22 protein-coding genes are annotated in these 24,752 nt (G+C 58.4%); 12 read left to right on the top strand and 10 right to left on the bottom strand.

Annotated elements, in window-relative coordinates; translation table 11 throughout:
* Positions 1–196, bottom strand: a 196-nt coding sequence (locus tag FEZ60_RS31605) for an aldehyde dehydrogenase family protein (RefSeq protein WP_346343430.1), incomplete at its 3' end; no start/stop codon positions are given.
* Positions 197–212: 16 nt separating this feature from the next.
* Here FEZ60_RS31605 and FEZ60_RS31600 point away from each other — a divergent pair.
* Genes FEZ60_RS31600 through FEZ60_RS31590 form a run of 3 tightly spaced genes read left to right on the top strand, consistent with a single transcriptional unit; the run spans position 213 to position 2,595 of the window.
* A complete protein-coding gene (locus tag FEZ60_RS31600; RefSeq protein WP_346343429.1) occupies positions 213–899 on the top strand; it encodes an aldehyde dehydrogenase family protein in 687 nt (228 codons plus the stop codon).
* A 50-nt stretch (positions 900–949) separates the two neighbouring features.
* Positions 950–1,165 (top strand): ferredoxin, encoded by a 216-nt coding sequence (locus tag FEZ60_RS31595; protein ID WP_033236756.1) that lies wholly within the window; start codon positions 950–952, stop codon positions 1,163–1,165.
* 56 nt (positions 1,166–1,221) lie between these two features.
* The gene (locus FEZ60_RS31590) at positions 1,222–2,595 is read left to right on the top strand and encodes a cytochrome P450 (RefSeq protein WP_033236757.1); all 1,374 of its coding nucleotides are present in this window, start codon (positions 1,222–1,224) and stop codon (positions 2,593–2,595) included.
* Between the two features lie 735 nt (positions 2,596–3,330).
* Here FEZ60_RS31590 and FEZ60_RS31585 read toward each other — a convergent pair.
* From FEZ60_RS31585 to FEZ60_RS31555, 7 genes are all read right to left on the bottom strand, one after another.
* Positions 3,331–4,065, bottom strand: a complete 735-nt coding sequence (locus FEZ60_RS31585) for a TetR/AcrR family transcriptional regulator (protein ID WP_092803983.1) — start codon at positions 4,063–4,065, stop codon at positions 3,331–3,333.
* A gap of 595 nt (positions 4,066–4,660) precedes the next feature.
* Positions 4,661–6,199, bottom strand: a complete 1,539-nt coding sequence (locus tag FEZ60_RS31580) for an ABC transporter substrate-binding protein (RefSeq protein WP_051730734.1) — start codon at positions 6,197–6,199, stop codon at positions 4,661–4,663.
* A 98-nt stretch (positions 6,200–6,297) separates the two neighbouring features.
* Complete coding sequence (locus FEZ60_RS31575) at positions 6,298–7,344, bottom strand: oligopeptide/dipeptide ABC transporter ATP-binding protein (protein ID WP_172937872.1); 1,047 nt, start codon at positions 7,342–7,344, stop codon at positions 6,298–6,300.
* The gene (locus tag FEZ60_RS31570; protein ID WP_051730735.1) at positions 7,344–8,462 is read right to left on the bottom strand and encodes an ABC transporter ATP-binding protein; all 1,119 of its coding nucleotides are present in this window, start codon (positions 8,460–8,462) and stop codon (positions 7,344–7,346) included. The genes FEZ60_RS31575 and FEZ60_RS31570 overlap by 1 nt, the downstream gene beginning before the upstream one ends.
* Complete coding sequence (locus FEZ60_RS31565) at positions 8,459–9,364, bottom strand: ABC transporter permease (RefSeq protein ID WP_080711851.1); 906 nt, start codon at positions 9,362–9,364, stop codon at positions 8,459–8,461. Before FEZ60_RS31565 ends, FEZ60_RS31570 begins: the two co-directional genes overlap by 4 nt.
* Positions 9,361–10,326 (bottom strand): ABC transporter permease, encoded by a 966-nt coding sequence (locus tag FEZ60_RS31560; protein WP_233364783.1) that lies wholly within the window; start codon positions 10,324–10,326, stop codon positions 9,361–9,363. Before FEZ60_RS31560 ends, FEZ60_RS31565 begins: the two co-directional genes overlap by 4 nt.
* A gap of 1,205 nt (positions 10,327–11,531) precedes the next feature.
* Positions 11,532–12,377 (bottom strand): IclR family transcriptional regulator, encoded by an 846-nt coding sequence (locus FEZ60_RS31555; protein ID WP_080711852.1) that lies wholly within the window; start codon positions 12,375–12,377, stop codon positions 11,532–11,534.
* A 565-nt stretch (positions 12,378–12,942) separates the two neighbouring features.
* Between FEZ60_RS31555 and FEZ60_RS31550 the strand changes: the two genes are divergently transcribed.
* The 7 genes from FEZ60_RS31550 (at position 12,943) to FEZ60_RS31520 (ending at position 19,702) form a co-directional block, all read left to right on the top strand.
* Positions 12,943–13,905, top strand: a complete 963-nt coding sequence (locus tag FEZ60_RS31550; protein WP_202026728.1) for a hypothetical protein — start codon at positions 12,943–12,945, stop codon at positions 13,903–13,905.
* 212 nt (positions 13,906–14,117) lie between these two features.
* Positions 14,118–14,525: a nuclear transport factor 2 family protein gene (locus FEZ60_RS31545; protein ID WP_033236762.1), complete on the top strand. Its 408-nt coding sequence runs from the start codon at positions 14,118–14,120 to the stop codon at positions 14,523–14,525.
* A gap of 181 nt (positions 14,526–14,706) precedes the next feature.
* Positions 14,707–15,453, top strand: coding sequence for an SDR family NAD(P)-dependent oxidoreductase (locus FEZ60_RS31540; RefSeq protein ID WP_033236804.1), 747 nt, complete (start codon positions 14,707–14,709; stop codon positions 15,451–15,453).
* A 78-nt stretch (positions 15,454–15,531) separates the two neighbouring features.
* The gene (locus FEZ60_RS31535) at positions 15,532–16,377 is read left to right on the top strand and encodes a TauD/TfdA family dioxygenase (RefSeq protein WP_033236763.1); all 846 of its coding nucleotides are present in this window, start codon (positions 15,532–15,534) and stop codon (positions 16,375–16,377) included.
* Between the two features lie 156 nt (positions 16,378–16,533).
* Positions 16,534–17,127 (top strand): carboxymuconolactone decarboxylase family protein, encoded by a 594-nt coding sequence (locus tag FEZ60_RS32770; protein ID WP_051730736.1) that lies wholly within the window; start codon positions 16,534–16,536, stop codon positions 17,125–17,127.
* 356 nt (positions 17,128–17,483) lie between these two features.
* On the top strand, positions 17,484–18,059 hold the full coding sequence (locus FEZ60_RS31525) for a VOC family protein (protein WP_230590391.1): 576 nt from the start codon (positions 17,484–17,486) through the stop codon (positions 18,057–18,059).
* Between the two features lie 53 nt (positions 18,060–18,112).
* Complete coding sequence (locus tag FEZ60_RS31520) at positions 18,113–19,702, top strand: FAD-dependent oxidoreductase (RefSeq protein ID WP_230590393.1); 1,590 nt, start codon at positions 18,113–18,115, stop codon at positions 19,700–19,702.
* Between the two features lie 74 nt (positions 19,703–19,776).
* On the opposite strand, the gene FEZ60_RS31515 is transcribed toward FEZ60_RS31520, so the two are convergent.
* Both FEZ60_RS31515 and FEZ60_RS31510 read right to left on the bottom strand, forming a co-directional pair.
* Positions 19,777–20,757, bottom strand: coding sequence for an NAD(P)/FAD-dependent oxidoreductase (locus FEZ60_RS31515; RefSeq protein WP_033236766.1), 981 nt, complete (start codon positions 20,755–20,757; stop codon positions 19,777–19,779).
* Positions 20,758–20,833: 76 nt separating this feature from the next.
* On the bottom strand, positions 20,834–22,351 hold the full coding sequence (locus FEZ60_RS31510; RefSeq protein WP_165826232.1) for an MFS transporter: 1,518 nt from the start codon (positions 22,349–22,351) through the stop codon (positions 20,834–20,836).
* Positions 22,352–22,943: 592 nt separating this feature from the next.
* On the opposite strand from FEZ60_RS31510, the gene FEZ60_RS31505 reads away from it, so the two are divergent.
* Positions 22,944–23,225: a ferredoxin gene (locus FEZ60_RS31505; RefSeq protein ID WP_033236768.1), complete on the top strand. Its 282-nt coding sequence runs from the start codon at positions 22,944–22,946 to the stop codon at positions 23,223–23,225.
* A gap of 66 nt (positions 23,226–23,291) precedes the next feature.
* The gene (locus FEZ60_RS31500; protein WP_033236769.1) at positions 23,292–24,728 is read left to right on the top strand and encodes an aromatic ring-hydroxylating dioxygenase subunit alpha; all 1,437 of its coding nucleotides are present in this window, start codon (positions 23,292–23,294) and stop codon (positions 24,726–24,728) included.
* The last annotated feature ends 24 nt before the right edge of the window (positions 24,729–24,752 follow it).

The raw sequence follows: 24,752 nt of genomic DNA, 5'->3' as shown, positions 1-24,752 counted from the left end.
GGAGCACCGATTCGTACTGACGCTTGTTGGCTACAGGCCCCATGTAGTTGGCAGGATCATTGACGTCACCCCACGGGAACTTCTGCATAGCCGCCACAGCCAAGTCCACTGCGTCGCCGAGGCGCGAACGCGGCACCAGCAGCCGCGATGGGACACCACAGCCTTGACCCGCGTGACTGCAGGTACCGGCAACCACCCTGGGGATCAGTGCGGTGAAGTCCGCGTCGTCATCGATCCTGCTCGACGACGCGGACTTCACCGCACTGATCCCCAGGGTGGTTGCCGGTACCTGCAGTCACGCGGGTCAAGGCTGTGGTGTCCCATCGCGGCTGCTGGTGCCGCGTTCGCGCCTCGGCGACGCAGTGGACTTGGCTGTGGCGGCTATGCAGAAGTTCCCGTGGGGTGACGTCAATGATCCTGCCAACTACATGGGGCCTGTAGCCAACAAGCGTCAGTACGAATCGGTGCTCCGCTACTACGAGATCGCGAAGCAGACCGGGCGGATTGCGTTGGGTGGTAAGGCCAGCGACCGTTTCGAGAAGGGATTCTGGGTCGAGCCGACTGTGCTCACCGACGTCGATTCCCTCTCGACGGTGCCGCAGGAGGAGATCTTCGGTCCGTTGCTGAGCGTGCTGCCCTACGAGGACGATGCCGACGCGGTCGCGATCTCGAACAACACGATCTACGGTCTCGCCGGCAGCGTGTGGAGTGCGGATGTGGAGCGGGCGATGCGGGTGGCAAAGGGTATGCGGACCGGAGCGATCAGCGTCAACGGCGCCACGTGGAATCACCCGACGGCACCGTTCGGTGGCTACAAGCAGAGCGGAATCGGCCGTGAGTGGGGCGTCGAAGGTCTAGAGGATCTCCTCGAGGTCAAGACCATCGCCCGTCCTGCCTAGTCAATGAACAACATTGAATGCCGACTGATTTTTTCGAAGGAGAATGCACCATGAACATTTATGTCGACCAGGACATCTGTCAGGGGCACACAATCTGCTCGATGGTCGCACCCGACCTCTTTGCGCTCAGGGACGAGGACGGTCATGCCTACGCGATCGACGGTGACGTCCCCGCCGAGCTCGAGGGCGCCGCGCGCGAGGCAATGCTCTCGTGCCCGGAGCGCGCGATCGTCGAGGTTTCCGAGCACGCAATTCAGGAAGCCTGAACCGTAATATCCTCTGGCGCTGCGTAAGAGCGCCTTGATCGCATCCCGGAGTAATCATGACAGCAGACGATGTTCGCAATGTCGAAAACCTGAAGAAGTGCCCGATCGACTATGAACGTCACGGGCCGAACTTTCGCGACGAGTTCGTGGAGAAGACACACGAGCTTCATGCGAAGTGCCCGATCGCGTGGAGCGATTCATACGATGGACACTGGGTTGCCAGCGGAATTGACGAACTGTTCGCAATTGCTCGCCGATCGGACGCGGTAACCAGTTTCCGGGACGTCGACGGAAGCAAGAACGGGTACAAGGGCATCTCGATCCCGGCGTACGCGCAGAGCGGTCCGTACACCGCGCCGTCGTTCCTCGAGCTGGATCCGCCGGAACAGACCGACTTCCGGACAATTCTCAATCCCTACCTGTCGCCGGCCGCCGTCGCGCGGTGGGTTCCGGTGATCGACGACCTCGTTCGTGCGTGCATTGACGACAACATCGAAAGCGGCAGTATCGATTTCGTCTTCGATCTGGCGAATGTCGTCCCGGCTGTCGTCACCATGGGACTGTTGGGCCTGCCGCTCACCGACTGGGTGATCCACAACGAGCCGGCTCACGCGCTGATGTACACACCTCCTCATTCTCCTGATTTCGGTCGGGTCAGGCAGATTTTCGAGGAGAGCAAGCTTGCGCTCATGGAGTCGGTGAAGGACGTTCGAGCGAATCCGCGACCTGGTTTGCTGGATGCACTAGTCAGGTCGACGGTAGCCGGTAAGCCTCTCTCCGATGAGCAGATCCGAGCTACGGCGGCGTTGTTGGTCGGTGGGGGGTTCGACACCACCACTGCACTGACCGGTCAGTCCATCCTGTGGCTGTCCCAACATCAGGCAGAGCGGGCTCGTCTCATCGACGAGATCGATACTCTTCTCGACCCTGCAACGGAGGAGTTCCTCCGCTACGTCACACCGGCGCAGGGTGATGGGCGGACCTTCAGCCAGGATGTCGAGATCAACGGCGTCGAGTTCAAGGAAGGTGAGCGTCTCTGGCTTTCGTGGGCCATGGCAAACCGCTCACCTGATGTGTTCCCGAACCCGGATGAGGTCGACTTCGACCGTCGCGGTAATCGGCACACAGCCTTCGGTCTCGGGATCCACCGCTGCATCGGCTCGAACGTCGCTCGCGTCCTCTTCAAACGGATGTTGACCGCGGTGCTCGAACGCATGCCCGACTTCGTCGTCGATCCTGAGAAGGTTGTGCACTACGAGTCAGTGGCGATGATCAACGGACTGGTGAACCTGCCGGCGACTTTCGCTCCGGGCAAACGCATCGGGCCGGGGTTGGAAGAAACTATCGAGCGAGTCCAGCAGATCGTCATCGAGCAGGGGCTGGCCGAGCCCGTGGCGTCAAGGAGAGGTGCTGCGTCGGTCGGCGGGTGATCTTGAACAAGGCTGGGAGGGCGGAGATTGAATTCCGCTCTCCCAGTGTAGTTTTCGTGTCATTATGCCATGACGGGTAATGCAGTTCTGTTGAGAATCTTCGATGCGGGATGTGGGGGAATAGATGAACAAAGTTGTTTGCGGTTCGGTCGGGGCCGAGACGTCGTCTCGCGCGTTCCGTCTGAGTCAGGCTGAATGCAACCGAATGGTTGAGTTCGGCGCGAGGTGGGTCCATTACGGCGCGGTGCCGGATGAGGAAGTTTTCGTAGAGTTCGGAATCAGCAGTCGGCAGTTCTACGAAAGACTGTCGGTTGTTGCGCTGAGTAAGCGAATGGAGTTGAGGTTCTCGCTGAGACGCGATCTGTTGGAATTGTGCCGCGCCAGACTGAGGACGTCGTCACTATTGGGTACGTAGTGCAGCGCGTTCGTTTCACTCATACCTTCATCGCCGAATTCTTCTCGGCACGGGGACTGTGACCCCGGGGGACACGGGCGCCGGGCGCGATCGAGTCGGCATCGAAGTCCTGACTTCGAGTACGTGACGTGCCCGTACGAACGCCGGCGGTCACCGGATCAAGGCCTTCATTAACGGGAATCGAATCTAGCGCGGATACCGATATCGTCAATGATGTCGGTATCCGCGTCGCGCGTGGGTCAGTGGCTCCGGTGAACTACGCGCAATGATCGGAAGGTTTCGAAAAACACCGCACGGGCCATCAAGTTCCTCGTCGGAACTTACTTGGCGGAGATAGTGTTCCGCTTCAGTTGGCTAGGAGCCCGCCCTCGATCCGGAGCGGCATTGGCCGTTGCAGTGGCCGGCCCTAGCGATGCTTCAAGCCCTGAGGTGAAGAACTGGACCAGATCCTCGAGTAGGACGTCCATCGGCAGGGGGAGTTTCTCGCCAGACGCCAGAACCGCCTGATAGCGAGCCAGTGTATGAACGGTACCCGTGAGCATGTGCATGCAGCGCTCTTCGAGGACTTCTTCGGAAAGGTTGGACAGGAGTCGGCCCAATAGCCCCAGTACGGTACTGGCAGTGGCGGACGGAATTACAGTGTTGCTACTTACACTGAGCCGTGAATAGCCGCCATTCTCCAGAATGTAACGGGACATAAATGCAAGGTAATGATTGTCCTCGTCCAGATGGCTGGCCAGAGGGAAGACGAATAGTCGCACGAGGTCGGAAACTCGAGGCTGGCCGCGTACCATCAAATCTGCGAACATTTCCACACGACGTTCTTCGCTGGTGTGGGCCCTGTACGCGATAATTTCGCTCACCAGAGTTTCCCTGTCGCCGAAGTGGTACTGCACCACGGCATGGTTCTTCTGGCCGGCAGCGATGCCGATGTCCCTGAGGGGAACTGCTGCGATTCCGCGCTCGGCAAATAGCTGTTCGGCTGTGATGAGAAGTAGCAGTCGGGTCGCGTCGCCCCGTGAGTTTACTCGTTCCTTACCAGCGGAAGGCCGCATGTTCCCGCCGTCGCTCGAAGGTATCTTGTCCGCTGGTGCTATCGGCATATTTGCCCAGGGAAGTGCCTATGGTCCGGCGCTGTCCCCGCCCCCTCTCGTCTGCTCATCTCTATCCGCGGAGAGCGTATGCCTTGTGTCAATTTCCAGATCGGTTGATGTACCCGGCCCCGCTCCTGCGAATTTGGATTCTAACTTACGGTACCTCGAATCGGGCAGCCTTGGAATTAAGTATTATAGCTTATTTTGTTTCAGGGATGACGCCGCCAGATGATTCAGTGAAGGAACTGACACCTGTCGCCTGGGTCACACCTCTGGGCCCTGCGGTGCTGCAAATAATGTGCAGCGCAAATTACTATGAGTATGAATTAAGTTTGTCTGGTTAATCTTCGTGCCGTCTGGCTGTGCAGGCATCCGGTGTCCAGCAAGGGCCGGCTGGGGACGATTCTGCTGGGTGTTTGTCCGGCTTCCGGAACAGGCCTGTCGCCGTAGCCGGTGCGGCTACGGCGAGATTCAGGCGAGGCAGGAGCCGCCGTTGACACTGGCGGTCTGTCCGCACAGGTTGGCCGGCTGATCAGCCGGCCAACCTGTATTTCGATCAGTTCAGCCAGACCTTTTCCCAGTCCCATGCTGCACCTGAACCCGTCGGAACAACCGTGATGCCCTGGACCTTCTTGTCCGAGGCAATGTAGGCACCGATGTACTGCCAGATACGCATCGGAGCGTCCCGAGAGACCTCGGTGTTGACAATCTCGTACGCCTTGGCGACTTCAGCGGCGTCCTTCGACGAGCGGGTGAGCTCGAGTGCAGCGTCCACTGTGGGATTCGAATAGCCGGTCGCGTTCTGCGGTGCATTGGTGTAGAACAGGTCGAACAGCAGATCCTTGGACGCAGACTGATAAGTCGTGGTCATGAGTTGGAAGTCGCCCTTCCTCTGATTTGCCAAGAGAACTGGGGGATCGAGGGGCACGATCTTGACGGTCAGGCCGTTGATCTTCTGCAGTTGGGCCTGGAGCATCTGAGATGTCTGTTCCATCACCGGGAAACCCGCATAAGTCGTGAGCGAAATGGTCTCGCTCGTCTTCGAGGTCCTGCTCAGGTAGTCATCGAACAGTTTTTGTGCCTCGCTCAAGGCAAGTTCGGGGAACGCTGCGCCACTGTCCGAAGGCATGAACGCGTCAGCAGTCACGGTCTGGGTGCCGAGCGCCGCAACCATCTGGTCGGCATCGATTGCGTGCAGCATTGCGTTCCGTAGACCAGCGTCTTGGATGGTCGGATCCTTGTAATTGAAGATAACGCCGCTGCCGCCGATGAGCTGACCGCCATCGGTGTTGAAGCCGCTGTCCTCCATTTTCTCGGCATCGATAGTGCTGGAAAGGGGGGTCATCAAAGCTTCTCCACTGATAACCGCATTCATTTTCTGAGGATCGGAGCCAGCTTGTTTGATGGTCATCGCATCGAGGTAGGGCAAGCCTTGCTCGAAGTAGGTCGGATTACGGACGAGCTTCATTTCGGAGTTGCGGACCCATTCCTGCATGAGGAACGGGCCGGCTCCGACGGGCTTGTTGCCGACTTCCGCGCCTGCTGCCTTGATCCCGGTGGGCGAACCGATAGCACCGAGGCCCCTGACCAACTGCCAGGGCAGCTGGAAGTTCGCTTCGTCGAGCGTCACCTTGACGGTAAGCGGATCAACGATCTCCCACGCCATACCATTGGTGGCAGACGCTGCGGCCGAAAGCGTCGCGGGATCCTTGATGCGGTCCCAGTTGAACACGACCGCTTCAGCGTCAAACGGGGTGCCGTCGCTGAAGGTGACGCCCTCACGGAGTTTGAGCGTCCAGTTCGCCCCGTCCGAACTCTCGAATGATTCTGCGAGATACGGCACGAACGTGTCAGTCGCGGCGTCATAACGCACCAATGTGCCGAACACAGGTGAACAGCGGTGGTACGCAACCAAACCGCAGTTCGCCGGGTCCATGGACTGGGTTTCGCCTCCCATTGCATATGCCAACGTGCCGCCGGTCTTCGGCTCGCCTACGGAATCGCCCTCGCTTCCCGAAGAAGAAGAACAACTGGTCAGGGCGATACCCGTGACGACAATAGTCGCGAGGGCGCCAATGACCCGCCGAGACTTCATACCTTTTTGCGTGCGCAAAGTGAACTCCATTCTCATTTGCTTACCCGTCCCTGCTCGTGAGGGTTCGGAAGATGTCTGTGCTTGTGGGACTTCGTGTATCAGGCGGGATTTTTTGACAGCACCGAACTCTGACCAGTTGCCTGCAGGAGCGCCGAGTCGTCGAGAGGGAAGTGGCAGGCGACGAAGCGACCTGGACGAACCTCTCGAATTTCCGGCTCATCAGAGGCGCACTGTTCTTGCGCCAACGGGCAACGTGTCCTGAACCGGCACCCACTCGGCGGATTCAGCGGCGAAGGCAAGTCGCCAGAGAGTGCGGCCTCCCGAATCGGAGCATCGGGATCAGGTTCTGGAATCGACTGTGCGAGTGCACGAGTGTAGGGATGGGCCGGGGACGAGAAGAGTTCCTCCGAAGTTCCGATCTCACAGATCTTTCCGAGGTACATCACCACGATGCGGTCACTGAGGTTCTTGACCACGGCCAGATCATGGGCGATGAAGATCATCGTGAGCTGGTACCGCTCCTTCATTTCATGAAGCAGGTTCATGATCTGAGCCTGAACCGAAACATCCAGTGCCGATACCGGCTCGTCGCAGACAATCACCTCGGGATCGAGCACCATAGCGCGCGCGATGGAAATGCGCTGGCATTGACCACCCGAGAATTCGTGGGGACGGCGGTCTGCGGCAGTATCAGGGTCAAGTCCGACCCGCTCGATCATCGCCTGCGTCTTGGCCAGAACCTCCGACTTGCTCAGGTCGTCGTGTATGCGCAGACCCTCGGCGATGATGTCCTTGACCTTGCGCAACGGGTTCAGCGAGGAAATCGGATCCTGAAAGATCATCTGAATCTTGCGGCGTTGGCGGCGCAACGCAGCGCCTTTGAGACCGACAACGTTGACGCCATCGAACTCGACCGATCCGGAGGTAGGACCCGGAAGTTGCATGATTGCCTTCGCCACACTGGACTTGCCGCAACCGGACTCACCGACCAGGCCGATTGTCTCACCGCGGATAGCGTCAAAACTGACGTCCGACACTGCATAGACTCGCTGTCCGCCACGGCCGGCGTACTCCACCACCAGATTTCGAACGCTGAGAACGACGTCATCCTGGTCGCGTAGATGTGCTGTTCCACTACCAGCCATCAGATCATCACCTCATTACCAACCGGGGTACCCGCAGCAGTGAAGCCTGCTTCGGAATTTCGTAAACGAGCGGCATCTCCGTCAGCGGTGCCCAGCGGGAAGAAGCAGGCTGCCGAGTGTTCTGGCTGGAATGGATCTATCTGCAGGGTCGGGGTTTCCTCGAGACAACGAGATTGCGCTGAAGCACACCGCAAAGCGAAACTGCATCCCGCAGGTGGGTCGATCACAATCGGGGGACGCCCGGGAATGGACGGAAGCCGAGTATGGCTCGGATGAGAAACCTTGGGGATCGCATCAATAAGTGCCTTGGTATAGGGATGGCGCATGTTTGCGAACAATTGGCGTGTAGGCGCCTTCTCGACTACACGTCCGGCGTACATCACCGCAATGTTGTCAGCACGGCCGGCGACCACACCCAAATCGTGGGTAATGAGGATCATGGCCATTCCCGACGATTCCTGCAGATCCTGCAGAAGGTTCAGGATTTGATGCTGAACTGTCACATCCAGCGCGGTGGTCGGCTCGTCCGCGATAAGTAGTTTGGGTGAGCACGCGATGGCAAGTGCGATAGTAACGCGTTGACGCATACCTCCCGACAGATTATGCGGGTACTGGCTGAAGCGCTTCTCCGGTTCGGGGATGCCTACCATTCGGAGCAGTCGTGTCGCCTCTGCCGTGGCTTGCTTCTTGTCGAGACCGAGGTGGAAACTGAGCGTCTCGGTCAGTTGCTTTCCGATGGTGATCACCGGCGTCAGCGACGTCATCGGGTCTTGGAAAACCATCGATAGGTCCACGCCCCACAAATGCGGGTTGTCCTTGCGGGTAACTGTTGCCAGATCCACTCCGTTGAGGATGATTTTGCTACCCGGAAGGACATGCGCGTTGGGAGCGAGGATCTTCATGATCGCCCGGGACAGAACGGATTTGCCCGATCCGGATTCACCGACGATGCCCAATGTCTCACCGCGACGCAAATCGAGATCGACACCTTCAACGGCCCGGACCAGCCCTTTCGGCGTCTGAAACCACACCCGGAGATCCCTGACCCGAAGTACTTCGGTCGAGTCGACATCCGCCGAAGAATGTTCGTGCTCGGGAGACTTGATTGCCTGACTCATATCGCCGAATCCTTTCCAACACGTCCACGAACCCAGTCGCCAATCCTGTTGAAGGAGAAGACGGTTACGAAGAAGAACAGCGCTGGTATCAGTACAAGCTGAGGGTGCCGGCTCATCTGTTCGCGACCAGCTGCGAGCATGCCACCCCAGCTGGGAGTCGGCGGGGGAACACCCACGCCGAGGAAACTCAAAGATCCCTCGGCGATCACGAGAGTCGCCATCACGACCAACGCCAGCGACAGAATGGGTAGCATGACATTCGCCAGCAGTTCACGGAGCAGGATGCGTAGCGGTGATGCACCCAAAGATTTTGCAGCAGTAACGAACTCGCGTTCAGCAAAAGCCAACGTGTTGGCCCGAGCGACACGTGCGAAGTTCGGGATGCCCATGATGGCCAGCGCAATCACCAGTGTGCTCAGGCTCGGCTCGAGAACTGCCACCATGGCGATCAGGAAGATCAGCGGAGGAAAAGAAAGCGTGAAGTTGATGAACAACGAGATGAACTTGTCAACTGTTCCTCCGAAGTAGCCCGCGAGCATCCCTAGGGTTACGCCGAGGACAAGCGAGATGCTGGTGGCACCGATGGCAACTGCCAGCGACACACGGGCGCCGAATATTAGGCGAGACAAGACATCTCGACCTAGCGAATCGGTTCCGAGAATATGCCCGTCAGTTCCGGGAATCGCATTGAAAACGCTGGAAACGTCGTTCGGATCCGGCAGAGGCAGTACGTTCGCGAAAATCGCGCCCAGGCACACAACGGTAATCCAGATAACACCGATCAGGGCGCCGATATCACGCCGGCGCCGAATGGGTTTGATAACCACTTCTGGCAGTGGGGACTGCGCGTTCCGTTCCGCCACGGCGACGGATCCGGGCGAATCCTGGATAACTTCGCTCATGACGTCCTTTCCTTCCTGACTCTCGGGTCGAGTAGCGGATAGGTGAGGTCAACCAATGCGTTGATGAGTATGTATCCGACAGCGCAGACCAGCACCACAGCTTGCACCACGACGTAGTCGCGGGAGTGAATTCCATTGATGGCTAGTGTTCCCAAGCCGGGGAGAGAAAAGATCGCCTCAACCAAAATGGTGCCTCCGATGAGCCGGCCGATCACCATTCCGGACACAGTTACCAACGAGAAGGAAGACTGCTTCAATGCGTGCCCCGACAGGATGCGCCATGTCGGAAGCCCACGCGCGCGGGCCGACAGAACGTGGTCCTGCTGGAGAGTAGTCATCATATCGCCCTTGAGAATTCGTATGAAGAGCACGATTTCGGACGCGGCAAGAGTTACCACCGGAAGTATCAGTTTCTCAATATGTGCAATCGGGTCTTCCGAGAACGGCACCCACCCCATCGGCGGAAAGATATTCAGTGTCATTGCAAAAACAAAGATAAGCACGATTCCCAGAACAAAAGACGGTGTTGCCAACATGGCCGACGAAATGATCGTGGTCACCCGATCGACTATTCCGCCCGGACGGTATGCCGACCAGACTGCCGTCGGAATCGCTATGACCAGAGCCAAAATTATGGAAACCAGAGCAAGTTCAAGGGAGACGGGAAGCCGCTCCATGATCGACTCTCCGACGGAAACGCCCGTCTGATAGGACCTGCCGAAGTCACCATGGAGAACCCCTCCCATCCAACTGAAATACCGTTGCAGCAGTGGATCATTGAGTCCGTACGCATCCCTGGCGGCGGTTATCTGCTCAGGGGAGGCATCTGGTGGAAGAAGCGCATCCACTGGGTCGCCGGGAATCAGCTCGAGGAGCAAGAACACCGCCACCGATACCATGAACAGCAGCATCAGGAACTGGAACAGCGAACCAGCTCGCTGCGTGAAATTCCATGTTTTCACTTTTCTACCATCTCTTTACATCCCAATCTCTTTAACCCCACGGGACATCCTTCTTCCGGAATTTGCTCGAGAAGCGCAGTCAAGCGAGTGGGGAACAGCGGTGCGATGACAGTTACGAAGTGCGTCCGGATCGAAAGTGGACCGACGTGCCGGCCGAGAAGTCAGCTGAGGCGATATGCCTTCGGCCAGTTCACTTCCCATGCAGTTCTGGTGAGGAAGGTCTGCAGTTGAGCCGGCTCGGATACTGGCATCGTCGTCCTCACGCGGTCTCGGGATCTAACCAGTTCGTTGAGCACTCCTACGAAACAGCGCTCGTTATCGTTCCGGATAACGGAACGCATGTTCCGTGTTTCGATTAAGCTTGGCAGCTGAGGTTGTCAGCGTCAAGGGGTGTGCCCGGTCCTGTTCTTCAGGAGACCCATTCGCTCTGGACGATCAAGGTAATTTACTTGGTTCAAGAACTCAGTTCTCGGCAGAGTCCGATGTGTGTAGTGGTGCAGAGCCGTAATCTCGGTCGGCCGTGGAAGGTTGAAGTTTCGTGGATTCGGCGGCAATCGACCCAGTCGATCTTCCCGCCGGTTTGCGAGTTCGGGCTGTTCACAGGCCAAAACGGCCTCTATGTCTGACGGGTTCGGGCGTGCTGCACTCACCGCATATCTTCACGAAGGCGTTGTCCTATCTGGCGATATCGCGCCGGTGCGGACACGATCAGGCCTCGGTAATTCGCGTCGCCCTGGAGCTGCGGTGCTCAGTGGCGGCCTTGTGAAAGCTACAGATGTGAGCTGGGATCCGCAGTCGTTTCGGCGAATAGGTGCCGACAGATTGGCAATGCCTCCGGGTTTCAACGCTCAGATGACTAGATCGAATTAAGCGCCACTCGGTTTTGTCATCGCTCACAGTATGCGCCGTCGGCTACCCAGGGAGTGAATATATCGACCATCGGTAGCCGTGCACATGCCCTTCGGTCATTGGAGTTACCACCAACACGACCGTACGGTCCTATTTGACTAAAATCGGCTGTCTGCAATGGATTTGGTACCCAGGCGTATCTGCCTGTCTCGAGCAGACAGAGCCTTCGGGGCTACAAGACCGCGCCGTCAAGTGTCGACCCGCTAAAGCCGATTCCTGCAGCGATTCTTGTGGCGGGGGGAACGAATACGGAAGTCAGCCGAGGTCAGCATGTTTCGGCGGAATCTGACATTCGGTCAACTCGTAGGTACAGTCCCGCCCATACTGACAGTGAGGATCTCGGCCGAGTGGACGACGAGTCCGGCAAGGACAGGTTCGTCTGTTTCGTTGAACCGACTCTCGGGGATCGTGACGCCGACATCGCCGAAAACCTCACCGGAGGGCCCGAACACGGGTGCGGCCACCGCCACGGCGCCAACGATCCGTTCGGCGCGGGAACTGGCGTAGCCCTGGCGCTTAATCTCTGTAAGGCGTTCGGTGAGGCGCAACGTATCGTCGCTGATATCAGGCGATGTGCCGAGTTGTTTTTCCACGATCTCGCGGCGATCCTCATCGGGTAGGAACGCGAGGATCGCGAGTCCACTCGCGCCGGTGTGGACCGAGAGCCATTTGTTCAGTTGGAGCACGTAGCGGAGCGGATGAGCGGACTCGATGGACAAAGTGAACATCATCTGTTGACGTTGACTACTGTAAACACTGAGAAACGAGGTTTCTTCGCTGCGTCGAGTGAGCTCGCAGAGAACGTCGTTCGCCTTGTCGTGTAGTGGGAACTGGGCTATCGAGGTTCGGGCGATTCGCAGGAATTCCAGTCCGACTCGGTAGGTGCCGCTGGGTGTCCGATCTACCATTCCGAGTTGTTCAAGTTCGCCGAGTAGACGGTGGGCTGTGCTCGCGCTCGCGCCCAGTCGCGTACCTAATTCTCGGACACCGTAGGCCTCTTCACCGCTGTCGACCATGTGGACCAAAAGTTGTATTGCTCGCCCCAGTGGATCACGGCGCCGCCTGATTTCGTTCTGCTCCAACAGTTCCTGTGGACTTTCTACGACCAAGTTCATCTCCTCGGGATCTGCTCTTTGCGTCATTCGTCTTCTGTGTGGCACTTGACTCTTCACAGCGAAACGAGTGTCCCGTTCGATCGAACGTTAGCATCAACGTGGTCTCGCTGCGTGAAGTCGGGAGTCCAGCGCGACCCTTGCTCGGGTGTACTTCGGAAACCGCGTCGACATCAAGCAATGCATGTGACCGCACCATTTGTCGATGCTCGTGTCAGGTGATTGACACAATCCAAGCTACTATGCTTAATTGCTAGGATTCGATGTGGTCGGACCTGGATCGGTCCAACTCTGACCTGATCCAGGCATGGAGGCTGGCGCACTGCTGTGCGGCAGTCGGTCCGAGGTGAGTGCGAGGGACTGCCGGATCAGGGAGCGAGATGATCGCGAAGTGGTTGTGAACGACTGCAAGGGCTTTTTGCCATTTCCAGTAGGCATCGCGCTCGAACCGACACCCGCGAGGTAGTCGGCACCGTTCCGGATGTGTGCCGGTGTAGAGATCCCGGTACCGATACACAAACGCACCGGTGCACAACGATACCGGTGCGCAGAGGGAAATCGATCGATTGCATTGTCATGACACGAGAGGGTGACCATGTCTGAAAACACAAGAAGCATTATAAATGCTCAAGCTCGTGAGCGTGACTTTCGCGTCAAGATGATCTACCACCCTGTGCTTCACGTTGTTGATCTCGACGAAGCCGAAGATTTTTACCGGAGGGTTTTCGGCCGGTCGAGCACCCCCCTCGCGTCGGTAAGGAAAGCACCGCCGAAGCCGAATCATTCCATCGACCATTCGATATTTACTTCTGTTGGCGACGTTCTGATCGACAGTCTTGATCCGAAGCGGTACATCACTGGGGGAGTCCAGCGACCTGCAGTCGAGCAGGGACATTTGCAGACCTTCGGTTGGTACATCGAGGGAATGCCCGAGCTTTACCGCGAACTCAAGCATCAAGGCATCCGAGTTACCAACAGCCAGGACGAAATTGCCGAAGGCGACGAGCTGCCGATGGCCGGCCCGATTCCGCACTTCCATACGCTTCCGGTGGATGCCGGAATTCGTTACTACTTCTTTCCGCTGTTTCCCTTCAAGCCTGACCTCCGACTGACGCCTGACTGGTCTATTCCCGTTGTGTCAGAAGATGACCCGCTGGGCATCGAATACTGTTCGCACCACACGGTATTGACTGATAACCCGAACCGGGCACACAAGTTTGTCGTCGATGTCTTGGGTGGAACAGTCATCCATGAGGGTCACGACAATGTCCGGTGTGTCACCGGTTCGTACGTTCATCTTGCCGATGCGATCCTCCAGTACGCAGCACCGGATGCAGATTCGGCCGCGCAAGCAGACCTTGCTGCGAATGGTGCGGACGACGTGTATCACGCAATAACATGGAAAGTTGTCGACATCGATCGGGTCGAACGTCATGTCGAAGCCCAGGGCTTGCGCATCTTGACCCGCACTGACGACACGATCATTACCGACCCCTCTACGAGTCTCGGTGTCCCGTGGGGCTTTACAACCAAGAGGGTCCCAGGTGATCCGCGTTGAACATGTACGCCTGCGCGCACAGGGACGCCCAACCGCTGGGTTTCGAGAAGATTGCCGGAAAATATGCTTCCCATTTCTTAACAAACTGTGCTTAACTATCTGTGTTGGCAGTCACATCTCGAACCAAAATTGTGGGCATCCGCCGCCCATCCCACCCGCACCCTTCGATGCCCATTCCGTCTGTGTATCGATGTGCTGACTCAGGAGGTCGTATGAGTACGGAAACTCTGACCTACGCAGACGTTGTCGCAGGTGTCCAGGCCAGCCTCGCTGCATACACCCAGGCGATGGATTCTGGCCGTTTCGACGACGTCCTAGCCACATTCAGCAGCGACGCCGTATTCGAGATTCCCAATTTCGGTGTGGTTGCCGAGGGGCACGATGCGATCCGTGAGTACTACGCGACCACGACAGGTGGGGCGCCCTTACGGCATGTGGTCGTCAATACGCTTGTCTCCGATCAGAAGGAAGGCGAGGTAGAGGTGAGCAGTGACCTCCTCGTCCTTCAAAAGGGCGACGCCGGTTGGGGGCTCATCATGGTCGGTAAGTATCAGGACATCCTGCGGTCCGTCAGCGGCGCGTGGCTGTTCCAGCGCCGGACACTGTCCTTTGCAATCTGAGTTCCAAGGTCTTCGATCGACCGGCTGGTCAATTCGGAGTGCTCCGGGAACCAGCCGAAAGTCCGAGAATCAATCCGGTGCCTCCGGAAGATAATGCCGCGTTTGAAAGGTCCATGGTTATGGCCGTTAGGGATTGGTCGAAGTTCGTGAGTCTTTTTGAGGGATTGGGTCGGTGCTTGTGATGAAGCGTGTGGCGGTGGTGACCGGCGGCGGTTCAGGTATCGGTAGCGCAATTTGTCAGCGCCTAGGTGCCGACGGTTACGCGGTCGCTGTTCTCGACCTCAATGGTGACGGTGCCGAGTTGACAGCGAAAGAGATCGTAGCTGCCGGTGGCCAGGCTGTCGGGTATCAGCTTGACGTCAGTGATCGAACTGACGTCGATCGCGTCCTCGGAGAGGTCCGGGCAGAGCTGGGTTCAGTGAGTGTGCTGGTTACCAGTGCCGCGGTTGCCATTCAGGAGCCGTTCGCGGAAATCAGTGTGGAGTCCTGGAATCGGATCATGGCGATCAACCTCACCGGCACATTCAACTGTGCGCAATCGGTTTTGCCGGAAATGGTCGAATCTGGTTGGGGCCGCGTAGTTTTCATTTCCTCGTCGAGTGCACAGCGTGGCGGTCCGAAGATGGCCCATTACGCCGCGTCGAAGGGGGGTGTGATCGCGTTGACGAAGACGCTTGCTCTCGAATACTCGCCGTTGGGCGTGACGATCAACAACATTTCCCCGTCTTCGATCGACACCCCCAGTGTTCGCCGTAAGCAGGAAGCCGGTCTGGTCCCGTCGAATGAAGTGATGGGCCGACATATTCCAGTGGGCCGCATGGGCACCGGCGCAGATATCGCAGGGGCGTGTGCGTACCTGTGTTCTGACGACGCGTCCTTTGTTACCGGGCAGACCGTCAGCGTCAACGGCGGTTCCTACCTCGCCTGAACCTCGCCGTAGCCGCGCCGGCTACGGCGACAGGTCTATTCCGGACAGGAATCCTTTTCTCCAAGGAGACAACGTTTCATGAGTACCTTGACCATCAACACACTGACGGCGTCCATGGGCGCAGAGATCAGCGGCATCGGCCTCGACCAACTGCTTCACGACGACACTGTCCCGGAACTGATCTGGAACGCACTACGCGAGCACGGCGTCCTTCTTTTCCATGACCTCGGGTTCACTCCGGACACCCAACTCCAATTCAGTGAACGACTCGGCACCCTGGACCGCACCAACGGGGAGCAGTACAACGAACCCGGAATTCAGCGGGTCTCGATGGACCCGAAGAAGAACGGTGGCCAGGAGACCGTGCGCGGCACGTTCAACTGGCACATGGACGGCTGCACTCTGCCCGCCGAGAAGAACCCCTCACCGGCAACAATCCTCACCTGCGCGGTCACATCCGAGACCGGCGGCCAAACCGAATTCGCCAGCACCCGTGCATTCTTCGACTCGCTCAGCGATGAAGAGAAGGACCGGTTGTCGACGATGCGGGTTGTGCACTCCGTCGCCGGTTCCCGGCGACGAGTGATCCCGAACCCTACTCCGGAGCAGGAACAGGCCTGGGCGGCGATGCAGAGCCGTGAACACCCGATGGTCTGGCGGCACCGTGAGGGCCGCCCTTCGGTGATCATCGGCGGCACGTCGGACTACATCGTGGGTATGGGTAAGGACGAAAGTCGGTTGTTCCTCGACGATCTCGTTGCTCGGGCCACAACGCCGGATCGGGTGTACAGCCACGAATGGTCGGTCGGTGACACCGTGATCTGGGACAATCCGGGGATGCTGCACCGTGTGCAACCCTACGAAGACGGTTCCGCGCGCGAAATGATCCGCTGCACACTTGTCGGTGAGGAACCCACTGAGTAACACCCAGCTTGGGTTTGTAGGGTCTGCTGCACAGCCGCAGAAAACGTAAGGCAATATGTCAACGCGTAGACCGTGTGGGGGAGGTCGACAAAGGTGAGCGACCCCAGTCCGACTGGATCGTCAGTCCCGTCTACCAGAGCACAATGGAGTGACGCAGTGAGTGAACCCCGGATTGTTCCTCGCCCCCTGGAAGATTGGGACGAAGAAGTTCGAGACGCGTTGTCTGTCCTGAGCACGGGCAAGAGCAACTCGACTGTCGGCGCGCAGCCACCGGTCGTGACTCCTCCCCAGCCCCGATCAGTGCCCAACATCATCGCTATCTACGCGTGGCACCCTGAGTTGAGTCGCAGTTGGCTGACGTTTTCCAATCATCTGCGCGATTCGACGTTGAATGAACGGGACCGGGAGCTACTCACGCTCGGGACTTCATGGTTACGACGAGGTGAGTACGAGTGGGCGCAACATACAGGAATGGGTCGAGCTGCGGGGCTCTCCGATGACGAGATCGAGGCCGTCAAAATTGGCTCATCGGCGACTATCTGGAGTCCGATGGATGCGGCTTTGCTCTGCGCCGTAGAAGAAATCTGCCAGGACCGTTACGTTTCCGACGCCACCTGGGCTGAGCTTGCAACATACTTCGATCGCAAGCAGATGATGGACGTGGTTTTCCTGATCGGCGCCTACGACATGCATTGCATGGTGTTCAACACCTTCGGGCTGCAACTGGAACCTGGAATGCAAGGTTTCTAGTCGCCCTGGACTCCCCACGATGAAAGTCCTTGTGGAGCAGTCGGTCAATTCGCAGGGGGACGTACCCACTGGTGCGGCCCGCCCCGACGGCCTGTGGGGGACGTTTGTCGATGCCGCGAATCGGAGTCGCCGGGTCCAACACCTGTGATGCACTGCGCTGTTCGGGGCAGTCGACCGGTTAGGCGCTCGAGCGTCCACTACCGCTGAAAGGATCGGATCCGATTCCGCCTGATGGTATGAGCGGTGGACTCGATGCCTTCCGAGCGGCGACAGTCAATGTGTTGTGGGCTCGGTGATCTGCACACGCTCGTGGCGAGCGCCCACTCATATCTACAAGGCTGAAGGTGAGGTTTCGGATGAAATCATTGAGTGATCTGCTACGTAACTGTATGCAACTCGGATATGTGGCAGACGATATCGATGCCGCCGCAGAATTTCTCGAGAAAACGCTGGGGACAGTCCAGTGCGTGAAACACTATCGATCGTCATTGGGTCGTCGGCCTGATGAGATTGCGGCCGAAGAGTCCTCACGTGCGAATGGGAATGAACCCCAGGGATCGTTCGTAGTTGTCGGAGGAACAATAGCCGAAGAATGGGTGATCGATGTCGCGTTGGTCAACGCCGGCGCAACCAACATCGAGATCATTCGGCCGGTCAGTGGCGCGGTCGATCTTTACCGGGGCGCACTGCGCGGCGGTGCTCCAGCGACACTCCATCACATGGGTTTTCGCGTGGACGATTTCGACGAGGCATCCGCAATCGTTGCCGAAAGTGGGCGTACGTGGGCGCAATACGGAAGAAGCGGCGGTATCCGGTTCGGTTATCTGGATCTGACGGCGGAACTCGGTCACTTCGTCGAGGTGATGGAACTCGACGAAGCCGGTGCGAGCGGATTCGCGAAGCTGGAAGCGGCCTCGAACGTGGTCAATTGATTTCCGCTACATCGCGTGTCGCGCATTTCCGGTAATACACGAGAGGAATGAAAGTGGAAAGCAATAAGATTGATGACATCTACGATGTCATCGTCGTCGGTTCAGGTGCCGGGTTGGTCGGTGCACTCGCTGCGGCTTCGCGCGGTCTGCAGACTCTTGTCATCGAGAAGACCGAGTTCATCGGTGGTACAACCGCATACTCGGGGTCTGGCCTGTGGCTGCCAGGCAATGCCGCGGAGCGTCGCGCCGGGGTCGACTCCGGTCCGGATCAAGCCCGGCCTTATCTGGATGCGATCGTCGGTGACGATGCTCCCTCTGCGCTGAGAGAAGCCTTTCTGCAGGTGGGGGCGCCGATGATCGACGAACTGGAGAGCCATGAATGGCTTGGACAGTTTTACTGGCAGGGCGTTCCTGACTACTTCGAGAAGGCTCCGGGCAGCTTGTCGACCGGGCGCACGATTTTTCCTGAGCCGCTTGATCGTTCGGCTTTGGGTGACCTCGAGCCGCTGGTTCGGCGACCGCAGTGGGCTGAGCGTTCGGGTGCAGAGCCGGGGCCCGTCATGACTGGCGGGCAGGCGCTGATCGCTCGACTGTTGCTTGCCTTCGTAGCCACTGGTAACGGAACGATCCGCACAAACACCGGTCTGGAGCGGCTCGTTCTGGAGGGCGACCGCGTAGTTGGGGTCGACGCGACCACGGATGGTGGATCGATAACTATCCGTGCGCGTCAAGGCGTGCTCCTTGCAGCCGGTGGCTACGAGAGGAACGCTGAACTGCGTCAGAAATATCAACCGGAAGTGACGGATGAATGGTCCCAGGGAGCGCCCGGCAATACTGGTGATGCTCTAGTTGCCGGCATGGAAATCGGTGCTGCGACTGATCTACTCGAGGAAGCCTGGTTTGCTCCGGGACTGGTGGTTCCCAATGAGCGTCCGGTGTTCTATACCTCTGTGTGGAGTGGCATTTGGGTGAACGATGCCGGTGAGCGTTTCATGAATGAACGACTTCCGTACGACAGGTCGGGTCATGAGATACTTCGTGCGCACCGAGCGTCGGAGGTGTCGCATCTGCCGACGCATTGGGTGTTCGATCAACGCCAGTTCGACAACGAACGGGCATTTGCATCGCCTCCGGTCGCACCGCAGTCCACGAATTGGTTCGATGTGGACAAGTTCCTCGCTGCCGGTGTTCTCCGAAAGGCTGACACACTCGAGGAGTTGGCAGAGCTTATCGGTATTCCGGCAGGCGCCCTGACGAAGAGCGTCGAGCAGTTCAACGAGTACGCGCGCAGCGGCAAGGATGAAGCGTTCGGCCGAGGCGACGCACCGTGGGATCGAATCATCGTCGGTATGTGTGGCAGTCACGAGGACGGCCCGAATCCGTGCCTGGGTGTAATCGACAAGGGGCCGTTCTACGCGGCGCAGATCGTACTGTCGGATCTCGGGACGAAGGGCGGACTGAAGACGGACGAGAACTCCAGAGTTCTGCGGGAGGATGGGTCTGTGATTTCAGGTCTCTATGCCTCGGGCAACACGATGGCACCGATGACTGGTCGGATTTACCCCGGTGCGGGTGGTCCGGTGGGATCGTCGATGGTCTTCTCGTACCTGGCTGCTTTGGACATGGCTGGTCCGAACGGCTGATTCGCGAAGTGTCAGATGAAAGTCGATGGCCCCGAAGGATTTCCTTCGGGGCCATCGACTTTCTGATCTGGTGTTTATGCAGCGTCGGTTGAGTGACCAGGAAAGAGCGAGAGTGCAGGATCCAAGGCGACGGCTGCGTTGTTGACAGCTGTGGCAACCTCGCCGAACCCGACCGACATGAGCCGAACCTTGCCTGTGTACGACGTGATATCGCCGGCCGCATAGACATGTGCGGCGGTGGTCTGCATACGAGTGTCGACGACGATCGTGCGGCGGTCCAAGTCCATGCCCCATTCAGTCAGCGGTCCGAGATTGCTGATGAATCCCAAGGCGGCGACTACCGCGTCCGCCGGGAGGATTCGAGGCTCACTCTGACCGTCGATTCGAATGTGGGCTTGCTGCAGTGTGCCGTTTCCGTGGAGCGCCTCTACCTGTGCGTCGGTAATGATCTCGACGCCGCTGTCCATCAATTCCTGAACACTCGCCGCGTGGGCTCGGAACGCGCTGCGGCGGTGTACCAAAGTGACGGATCGAGCGATCTTCCGCAGGGCAAGGGCCCAATCTACGGCGCTGTCGCCGCCGCCCACGACGAGTACGTCGCGGTCAGTGTGTTCCTGCGGGTCGGGTACGAAATAGCTCAGGCCACGATCGAGAAACTCTTCTCCGGCCGGGAGTGTGCGGGGAGTGAAGGTCCCGATGCCGGCGGTGACGATCACTGCACCGGCATTGACAACGGTGCCATCGGAGAGTGTGACAACAGGGCGACCGTCGGTGTAACCGAGAGTGACTGCTTGGCGCCCTAGAAGGTAGATCGGTTTGAAAGCGTCGGCTTGTGCCTTCAGCGCAGCGACAACTTCCCGGCCGAGAGAGCCCGGGACGGCTGCGATATCGCGGATCTCCTTCTCGGGATACAGTGCGGTGATCTGTCCTCCGCACTGGGGAAGGGCATCGACGAGCACTGTGGACAAGCCGCGAAAACCTGCAGAGTATGCACCGAACAGTCCAACGGGACCTGCACCGATGATGAGGATGTCTGTCGTAACGGTCTCGGCCATGGGCCAACCTCCTGATGTGTGGCAACGATGAGTTTGGTCTGCTACCGAAGCGTGTCGGCAGACCAACGTGTAGATGTCAGATCTTGTTGGCTTCTAGATCGGCTGCTGGCGGTGCGACGCCGTCAGCGGTATCCGATGCTGGGTTCGGGCTGTTGACCGAGAACTCCTCGAAGCTTTCGCCACGCCGCTCGCGGAGAACCGTGGCACCGACGACGAGGGCAACGACACAGATAGCGGCCGAGATCCACAGCCACATGGTGATGCCCTGGTCTTGGTAGAACACACCACCTTCCGGTGCGGCCATCATGTAGGGAGCCAGGACAGCGAACATGACGACGGGAAGAATCGAGGATGCTCCTGTCGTACACAACTGAACCGTGCCGGCGGTCGATCCTTGGTCGCCGACGGGAGTAGCACGCATAACCAGATTCGGGATCGCAGCGTTGGACACGCCGCCTGCCAGACCGAGGAGCAGACTGCCGATCATCACGGTGGCGAAAGTATCGTGTGCCAGCGCGAGCGAGATCAACGCCGTCGCAAAGAGGGCGACTCCAAGGGTCAGGAATATCCGCGGGTTCCGCCCCCGTGCAAGGAGGAAGCCGATGACGACGCCGCCGATGACCGTGGCCAGTTGTTTCGGAGTCGCGATGCCCGAGAATTCGATGGTGTTCAGTCCGAGACCGTATGTGCCGCCGTTGTCCTTCGAGGTCATGGCGAGCAGGGGGATCAGCTGGTAGATCGAGGCGGATATCGAGTATGAAATCGCTCCGGCGAACGCCACGAAGACGAGGGGCTTACGTCGGAAGAGCGAAAGATTGATGATGGGCTCGTTGGCATTACGGGTGTGTCGCACAAACAGGAATCCCAGCGCGATGCCGATGAGCAGGAGCGGTGAGGCTTCAAGCCAGCCCCAAGTCCGGCCCATACTCACGTAGAGCATCACAGGCAGGACAGCACCAGCCAGGATGAGGCCGCCTAGTAGATCCGGCTTGGTCTCGCGGCGCATCTTCGATTCGGGCAGGGTCACCCAGATAGCAACGCAGAGGCCGAGAGTCCATATGGCATCGAACAGGAACATTCCGCGGAAGCCGTAGTTTGCCAGTAGCCAACCGATGACTGTAGGTGCCGCGAGGGAGAAGGCGCCCATTCCTGTCACGGTGATACTGGCCGCGAATGCGGCTTGTTTGGGCGGGTAGATGTCACGGACGAAAGAGGGGATCAGCGAGAGCGTTGCGAGGATGGGACCCTGGAGTACACGACCGATCAGCAGGATCGTGAAGTTCGGAGCGACGGCACAGATGAGGGCACCAACTCCGGACACCATCATCGTGATCAGCAGCACCCGGCGTTTGCCGTAGAGGTCGGCAGTTTTACCGAGCAGCGGTGCACATACCGCGCCGACGAGGAAGTAGACGGTTGTCAGCCAACCGCCCTGCGTCGTCGGGAATGCCTTCAGAATGTCGGGCAGGCCGATTGAAACCATGCTGGTGCCCAGCGAGAGCGCTTCGAGCACCATCGCCATGAGAATTGTTCCGACTATCAGGCGGACGGTCCAACCCTGCGCGGATCCGGGGTCGCTGCCATTCTTTGTCATCGAAAGTGCCATCTGAGATCTCTTCTCATTGAGGTAAGGACGAACCTGCAGGCACGCAGCCTCGCGAGTGTTCGCTCTATGAGGGACTAGGTGTAGCTGTGGTGCAGAAGACGGTCGGCGACGTTGCATGATCCGGCAATGTGGGGTCTTCAGGGCCGCAACGACTTCCGTAACGATGCTGAGACGAATGGCCGGCGTCAGATTGCCGTCGGCACGAGGAGGGGATTGTGCGTGTTGTCGGCGCAAGTGCAGTAGCCGCGCCCTCACACGCGGGTCCGTCATTGTCCGGCAAGCATAAATCGTGTTCATGCAAGTTACATAGTCCCGGTTCCGTTTGATGGAATGGCGAATGGACATTCGGAAACGACTGGTGGAGAGTATTTTTCAGGCCGGATATATGGGTTTCGGCGGGTGGCAGTGACTCCTCGCGAACGTGCAGATCTGGTTAGGACGTTGTTCGAGCAGTCGGTCGCGCATCGCTAGATTGCGCCTAGGCACTGCCGTCAACAGTCGCTGCGTATCGGATTGCTGTCGGGGAAGTAAACCTTCTGCGAGGCCCCGGAAAAGCTAGTGGACGAGGAAGGCATATCGCATGAGTGACGAAGTTCGAGTGTGGATCGAACACAACCTGTGTACTGGAGATGGACTGTGTGTTCAGTACGCCCCCGATGTCTTCGAGTTCGACGCGGGTGGGGTAGCACACGTCAAGAACGACCCTGCTGGACCCTTGTTGACCGATGAGGGGGCGTCGGCGAATGTGCCAGAACACCTTCGCCTCGATGTCATAGATGCAGCAGACGAATGTCCCGGTAACTGCATCCACGTTGCCCGCCTGTCAGACGGTGTCGAAATCGCCGGTCCGAACGCCGGCTAGTCGTTGTCCCAGTTTCCCGTGCAGACACGCACGATTGAGCATCAGTTACAAGAGGAGTGATTGTCGATGTCCGTTCTGGATGAATCCAAGGTCGATCGGGTTGTTCCGTGGTTCGAGGGTGATGTTCCGGCGGAGCAGGTTCCTGAGAAGTACCGTCTGGGAAGAGCTTTCATTCCGAAGACTCGCTTCCTTGATCAAGAGTTCTTGGATCTCGAGCTCGGTAAGATGTTCACTCGGACGTGGCAGATTGCGTGTCGGGTTGAGGAGTTGCCGAGTGTCGGTTGCTTCGTGGAGTACGAGATCGGTCGTTATTCCATTCTGGTGGTGCGTGAGTCGAAGGATTCGATTCGTGCGTATCACAATGCGTGTCGGCATCGCGGTACTCGCCTTGCGCGTGGGCGTGGTCGGGTGGGTTCGTTGATCTGTCCTTTCCACGGGTGGCGGTGGAATTTGGACGGTTCGATCAAGTTGGTGCTCGACCGTGAGGAGTTCGTGCCGCGTTCGGATGACGATCTGGGTTTGGGGAAGGTGCGAGCGGAGCAGTGGGCGGGTTTCGTATTCATCAATATGGATCCTGAGGCGAAGCCGCTGCTCGAGTATCTGGACCCGATCGCGAGGATTTTCGAGCCGTTCCAGATCGAGAATTTTCGGATCCGGTGGGGCAAGGGCGTTGTGATGGAGTGCAACTGGAAGACGGCGTTGGATGCGTTTCTCGAGGCGTATCACGTTGCGGGTACGCATCCTCAGCTGTTTCGTCTTGATCGCACCAATGACAAGATTGCGTCGTTGCGCGAGCTTGATATTCGTCCGTGGGCGCCGACGACGGTGTATGAGCGGCATGCTCATTATTCGGCGCTCGGACCGAAGTCGTCGGCGTCGAAGGATGCGGGCAAGGATCCGTCGAAGCGTAGTGGCGACGGTAAGTCCGATGAGCGCTTGTCGGTAGCGAATGCAGTGCAGTACCTGCACGAGGATATGGGTGGGCTGGAGAACGAGCGTAGTTGGCGTGCTGCGGAGGCGTTGAAGACGTCGGAGGTGCCTGAGGGTATGTCGGCGGGTCAGTATTTCCTTCAGTTGTATCGGGAGCTTTCGATTGCGGAGGGCTACGACTGGCCGGTTATTACGCCCGAGCAGTGGACGGAGGCGGGTAGTGCGTGGAATGTGTTCCCCAACAGCATTATTCTTCCTGGTCAGGGGTCTGTGTTCTGGTATCGGTCGCGTCCGGTCGACAATGATCCGAACAAGTGTCTGTTCGAGGTTTTCAGTCTTGATCAGATTCCGGTTGCCGACTACGACAAGAAGCGTGAGTTTACGCCGGAGTATTTCGATGATTACCGCGATGCCGATATGGGGCAGGTTTTCAATCAGGACTTCGCGAATATGAAGGAAGTGACGGTGGGAATGCATTCGCCGAGCTTTGATGGTCATCGGCTCAGCGAGGAGCAGGAGATGACGATTTGGAATCATCATCGTGTTGCGGATCGCTATATCTGGACCGACTGACCTCGGCACGCAGCAATTCGTGTT

Origin of the sequence: Rhodococcus sp. MS16 (assembly GCF_013277795.1) — a bacterium.
Taxonomy (GTDB): domain Bacteria; phylum Actinomycetota; class Actinomycetes; order Mycobacteriales; family Mycobacteriaceae; genus Rhodococcus_F; species Rhodococcus_F globerula.
The sequence above is the reverse complement of the archived record's forward strand: the minus strand, read 5'-3'. Positions and strand labels throughout refer to the sequence as shown.

Excerpts from the sequence above, each read along its gene's own strand:
- FEZ60_RS31595 (WP_033236756.1), top strand. The coding sequence starts at position 950 with ATGAACATTTATGTCGACCAGGACATCTGTCAGGGGCACACAATCTGC.
- FEZ60_RS31500 (WP_033236769.1), top strand. The coding sequence starts at position 23,292 with ATGTCCGTTCTGGATGAATCCAAGGTCGATCGGGTTGTTCCGTGGTTC.
- FEZ60_RS31545 (WP_033236762.1), top strand. The coding sequence starts at position 14,118 with ATGAGTACGGAAACTCTGACCTACGCAGACGTTGTCGCAGGTGTCCAG.
- FEZ60_RS31575 (WP_172937872.1), bottom strand. The coding sequence starts at position 7,344 with ATGGCTGGTAGTGGAACAGCACATCTACGCGACCAGGATGACGTCGTT.
- FEZ60_RS31580 (WP_051730734.1), bottom strand. The coding sequence starts at position 6,199 with ATGAAGTCTCGGCGGGTCATTGGCGCCCTCGCGACTATTGTCGTCACG.
- FEZ60_RS31525 (WP_230590391.1), top strand. The coding sequence starts at position 17,484 with ATGAAATCATTGAGTGATCTGCTACGTAACTGTATGCAACTCGGATAT.
- FEZ60_RS31515 (WP_033236766.1), bottom strand. The coding sequence starts at position 20,757 with ATGGCCGAGACCGTTACGACAGACATCCTCATCATCGGTGCAGGTCCC.
- FEZ60_RS31535 (WP_033236763.1), top strand. The coding sequence starts at position 15,532 with ATGAGTACCTTGACCATCAACACACTGACGGCGTCCATGGGCGCAGAG.
- FEZ60_RS31570 (WP_051730735.1), bottom strand. The coding sequence starts at position 8,462 with ATGAGTCAGGCAATCAAGTCTCCCGAGCACGAACATTCTTCGGCGGAT.
- FEZ60_RS31585 (WP_092803983.1), bottom strand. The coding sequence starts at position 4,065 with ATGCGGCCTTCCGCTGGTAAGGAACGAGTAAACTCACGGGGCGACGCG.
- FEZ60_RS31510 (WP_165826232.1), bottom strand. The coding sequence starts at position 22,351 with ATGACAAAGAATGGCAGCGACCCCGGATCCGCGCAGGGTTGGACCGTC.
- FEZ60_RS31505 (WP_033236768.1), top strand. The coding sequence starts at position 22,944 with ATGAGTGACGAAGTTCGAGTGTGGATCGAACACAACCTGTGTACTGGA.
- FEZ60_RS31540 (WP_033236804.1), top strand. The coding sequence starts at position 14,707 with ATGAAGCGTGTGGCGGTGGTGACCGGCGGCGGTTCAGGTATCGGTAGC.
- FEZ60_RS31555 (WP_080711852.1), bottom strand. The coding sequence starts at position 12,377 with ATGACGCAAAGAGCAGATCCCGAGGAGATGAACTTGGTCGTAGAAAGT.
- FEZ60_RS31590 (WP_033236757.1), top strand. The coding sequence starts at position 1,222 with ATGACAGCAGACGATGTTCGCAATGTCGAAAACCTGAAGAAGTGCCCG.
- FEZ60_RS31565 (WP_080711851.1), bottom strand. The coding sequence starts at position 9,364 with ATGAGCGAAGTTATCCAGGATTCGCCCGGATCCGTCGCCGTGGCGGAA.
- FEZ60_RS31550 (WP_202026728.1), top strand. The coding sequence starts at position 12,943 with ATGTCTGAAAACACAAGAAGCATTATAAATGCTCAAGCTCGTGAGCGT.